The organism is Kocuria sp. NPDC057446 (assembly GCF_042802875.1).
Lineage (GTDB): Bacteria > Actinomycetota > Actinomycetes > Actinomycetales > Micrococcaceae > Kocuria.
The window spans coordinates 1-4,111 of sequence record NZ_JBHVDI010000234.1 but is presented as its reverse complement, the minus strand read 5'-3'; the positions used below and the strand labels follow the sequence as shown (position 1 = coordinate 4,111).

Below are 4,111 nucleotides of genomic sequence, written 5' to 3'. Positions count from 1 at the left end.
GGTGGAGGACTGTCATGAGGGAGACGGCGACGGCCATGACTGTGGCGATAGCCGAGAGCGCATCCCAGTACCAGCTCTCGGTGAAAATCTGGAGGAGGGGTTCTGCGTTCGGGGTGACGCTGGGGGAGGGGGTCGGAGTGGGCGTCAGGGTGGAGCTAGGTGAGGGGATCGGGCTGGTGGTCAGGGGGCACCTCTGGGACAGGGGCGGCTGCGCCGCCTAGTGGAGTCCTAACGGACCGGTGGTCTTGATCCCTCACCCCAGATTCGCCCAGTTCACCGGCCCCTCTCAAACCGAATTGAGGTCATCACAATTAGACCCTCTGATTTCTCAGAAAGCTATTGTGTAACCGTTAGGGAATGCCCGGCCTAGGCTTTCCCCTATTCCTTTGACGCTAGGAATATTCACAGGGCTATAACGCCAACGTCCTGCCGGATTATTTACGGGTGGTGAGGACGATCAAGCAAAAGACCACCCGGAGCAGATCGCTCAACAGGTGGCCACGGGCTCAGGGCTGGTTTACCCTGGTCGTGAGCCGACGTCGTTAGCGTCTGCTCCGTGCCCCGGAGGATTGCCGTCCTGCCGGGGCTTACTCATGTGACGCTAGCAGACAGGTGAGCTGGCGCACCGGAGGTACCAGCTGCGCCGCAGGCGCGCACAGATCGGATGACTCCCCCACCAGTAGGGCAAAGGTCATAGGCAAACATGCCCCTGAAAGGCCACAGGAGGCGATCTGAGAGCCTTGTACGGGTGATCCCGGTAAAACCACCAGGATGGGGCAATGAAGCCTTAGAGAGGCTCTGAGCCTTTCACCTGAACCAGCGCTGCCGCCAGGACGGGCGAGGCGCTGTGCGCTCCTGTGCATACTTCTCTGGCTCCAGGTGCGGCCTCAGTGCCCCTGCCGCAGGCGAAGCCGTCTCCGGATCGCTGGAGGCTGTGGCGATCATGGCCCCGGGCTGTCCGCCCGTAAGCATTCTCAGCGCCATGCGTTCGGCCTCCAGCGCTTCCCCGCGTTCATGGGCCAGCACCTCAGCAGATCGGCGGCGCTCAGCTTCCAGCTCGGCACGGTGACGCAGCTCCAGGTTCTCCCGCTCCAGCTCTCGGAGACGGGTGTGCACGTCGTCCTCCGTGGCCGTGCCAGCGGCTCCCTGTGCGCCCGTGGCCGGCTGGTCCGGGGGCGTGGTCCGGCGCATGAGTCCAGAGGCGATCAGGGCGGACATAGGGACTTTCCAGCCGTCCGGGTCTAGCACTGCGCCGTGCTCGCGCAGCAACTCCTTGTTCCGCCGGATGGTGGAGACGGACACGCCTGCCACTTCAGCGGCTCGTTTCATCCCGAATGTGGCCTCAGGTCGGGTGTTCGCGGTGTGCTCCCCTGTGCTCTCGCCTGTCGTCATGGGCACAGCATCCCATGCTCTGTCGGGGTGTTCATGGTCGAACTGTGCCTATGTTCATCCCTGATACCTCGCGGAATCGGGGGTACCCATGACAGGGGGTCCATGACTGTAGGCCACGCTGCCTTGACCACTGGTCACGGTGAGCACCCCCATGTCCCGCAAGGACAGGCCAGCTCATTGTGTCTCGTAACTGACGATGAGTACCTGATCCGGTGCACATGGATAAAGCACATGGATACGAGACACCAAGTTCCGCGAGATAGCGGGGGCACCGAAGGTGTCTCGTCGTCTGTGTCACAACCCTTGCCTTGCGAGACAGAACTCATGAGCACGAGGACGGGCAGATGTTCGACCCGCTCAAGCCCGAGAGCGCTGCGTTCTACCACGGAGGAGAACTAGCTGCAGTCCGTTGCGCAAACGCCCACCAAGGACCCCTACCTGTCACAGGGAGGCAGTCTGATCCCCAACATTCCGGACGGCATGAGCGTCAATGGATAGAGGGCGGTCACCAGGGCCGTGGATGTGTGCGTTAGATCCTGCCCCGCGCCGCACACCAGGGGGTAGGACGTGCACCGGGCACGGCCAGAAGGGAAACAGACGAACGTGATCGAGATGCTGGCAGAAGCAGGCGCAGTGGCAGAGCTGGTGCGTGGAGCCGCGAACGCAACAGGGGCAACCCTGGCGACGGCAGTGGTCGGAGGAGTGGTGACCTGGGTTGCTGGTCGCTGGGCCAAGGCCAGGCGAGGTGGGGGGTGACCCGTTCGCCGTAGGCCGCGGGACCGGTCGTGCCTAGCAGGTCTTCTGCCGTACGGGTTGAGGACTTTGCCGGCAGCTGGGGATCAGAGGCCGGCCTTCTCCAGGAGCTCGTGCAACCGGGTCATCTCGTAGCTCTCCTGCTCAGCGATGTCGGCGTACAGGGCGTCCACGTCGTAGGTCTGGAGCAGGGCCGGATCAAGGGGCCAGGGCAGATGTGGGCTGAGGCCGATGAACAGCGTGCCGGGTGTGGCGTGCGCGGCGATGGGCGCCGATGCCCTGGTGCCAACACGCTTCTGGTTCGCGACCTGGGTCCGGGGCTTGAGGTGGAGGGGGCTGACGCACCTGATGTTCCGAGCAGTGGAGCTGTCAGCTGCACGACAGCCTGCGTGATCCAGTACCCAGCCGCGCTTCAGGGGTCCAGGTTGGGTCAGTCCCCACATGGCGCGGTAGGCCAGCCAGGGGAACTTCGGGTCGCCACCATGCGGCACGAACAGTGGACGGCCAACAGGGTTCAGTGGCCCTGTCCACGTCCAGCAGTCCGGGAACTCGGGGGCCAGGGCCAGGTTGTCGGCCAGGAGCCGCCGGTTGTGCCGGGCGTCCCGGAGCAGATGCCACCGCTCATGGCACCGACCCAAGGAGACCAGCGTCTTGAGGCCGAGAGGGCCAGTCCACCACTCGGTCCTGCCGTGGATCTTGGGCCGGACGGTGGGGTCCGAGAAGTCCCGCACCGTGTCCGCGCGCTCGATGATCTGGTTGCAGAGATAGCAGCGGACGGCGTGGTTCCGCCAGGTCCGAGCATGCCGAGGACAGCGGTCGTTCTCTGCGCGCGGACGGTCGCAACCAGGGGTTCGGCACTCGTCGGTGGGCATGAGCGAGGACGTCCTCCAGGGGATCAGATTTTCCGGAATGGGACACGGTATCAGGGGGGCCGGCGGGGCCTATTCCCCAGTGTTCATAAGGGAACGGGCAGGTCGTAGGCCGTGCCGGAGGGGTCAGACCGTTACACCAGTACACCAGTACTCCAGTACTCCAGAACGGGCCCCCGGCCCGCCTAGTGCACATGAGGGGATTCAGCACGACAGGTCAGCACGCAAGGATGGATCCAGCAGAGTCCCGAGCAGCAGGAGATGAGCATGGCGAAGAAGAAGCACCGACAGCTCGAGATGCACCAGGACCGGCCGTCAGGCCGTGCAGGAACGGAAGACCAGTGACTCCCGCCCGGTGGTGGCTCGTCGGGGCCGCCGGAGTGGTGCTGATCGTGTCCTTGGTGTTGGCGCTGCAGGGAGCCATGGGCTCCTGGCTCACCAGCATCGGCATGGTCTTGGTGATCCTCAGCGTGTTCCTCGGGACCAAGAAGCAGAAGAAGCCAGCTGAGGGGTCCGCGCAGGTGAAGTGACGGAAAGTTTCATGGTTCCGCCCGCCAGTGGATCAGATGGGCTGGGGGAACGACTCGGTGTAGCCCTCCTGCTCAGAGGTGACGCCAAAGCGCTCAAAGATTCCCGTCGCCAGCTGCCTGAGGTTGCCGTTGTGGTCACGCTCCCAGGGAGTCCCGTGGACGTCCCGGAACGCCATGAAGGGAACGGGATGAGAGATGGACGCCGCAGGGGAAACGAATGTGCGGTGCCGAGGCGGGAGAACACGGACGACTCCACCGCCAGCGGCGAGAGGCATGTGAGTGTGACCGTCCAGTGCAGGCCCACCACTCGGGAGCATGAGGCAGGCCGCCACCTCGTAGATGGGCTGCTCGGAGCGGTTCTCGATCCAGATCAAGTCACGAGAATCGTCGAACCAGAGGGAGATCAGGTCAGCCTGAGCACGGTGTTGGCGCTGAGCCTCTTCGTCCCGGAGATGGATCTCGCGTTGGCGTTGGTGGAGGACTGTCATGAGGGAGACGGCGACGGCCATGACTGTGGCGATAGCCGAGAGCGCATCCCAGTACCAGCTCTCGGTGAAAATCTGGAGG

The 4,111-nt window shown here is 64.1% G+C and carries 5 protein-coding genes; 2 read left to right on the top strand and 3 right to left on the bottom strand.

Features of this window, described 5'->3' with window-relative positions:
- The coding region (locus ACFU0Y_RS17475; RefSeq protein ID WP_380216128.1) for a hypothetical protein at positions 1-221 on the top strand (221 nt) is incomplete at its 5' end.
- Between the two features lie 586 nt (positions 222-807).
- Here ACFU0Y_RS17475 and ACFU0Y_RS17470 read toward each other — a convergent pair.
- Positions 808-1,302, bottom strand: coding sequence for a hypothetical protein (locus ACFU0Y_RS17470; protein WP_380216126.1), 495 nt, complete (start codon positions 1,300-1,302; stop codon positions 808-810).
- A gap of 929 nt (positions 1,303-2,231) precedes the next feature.
- A complete protein-coding gene (locus ACFU0Y_RS17465) occupies positions 2,232-3,017 on the bottom strand; it encodes a hypothetical protein (RefSeq protein ID WP_380216124.1) in 786 nt (261 codons plus the stop codon).
- Positions 3,018-3,355: 338 nt separating this feature from the next.
- Between ACFU0Y_RS17465 and ACFU0Y_RS17460 the strand changes: the two genes are divergently transcribed.
- Complete coding sequence (locus ACFU0Y_RS17460) at positions 3,356-3,544, top strand: LPXTG cell wall anchor domain-containing protein (protein WP_380216122.1); 189 nt, start codon at positions 3,356-3,358, stop codon at positions 3,542-3,544.
- A gap of 32 nt (positions 3,545-3,576) precedes the next feature.
- Here the strand turns inward: ACFU0Y_RS17460 and ACFU0Y_RS17455 are convergent.
- Positions 3,577-4,111: hypothetical protein (locus tag ACFU0Y_RS17455; protein ID WP_380216120.1), on the bottom strand; the 535-nt coding region annotated here is incomplete at its 5' end.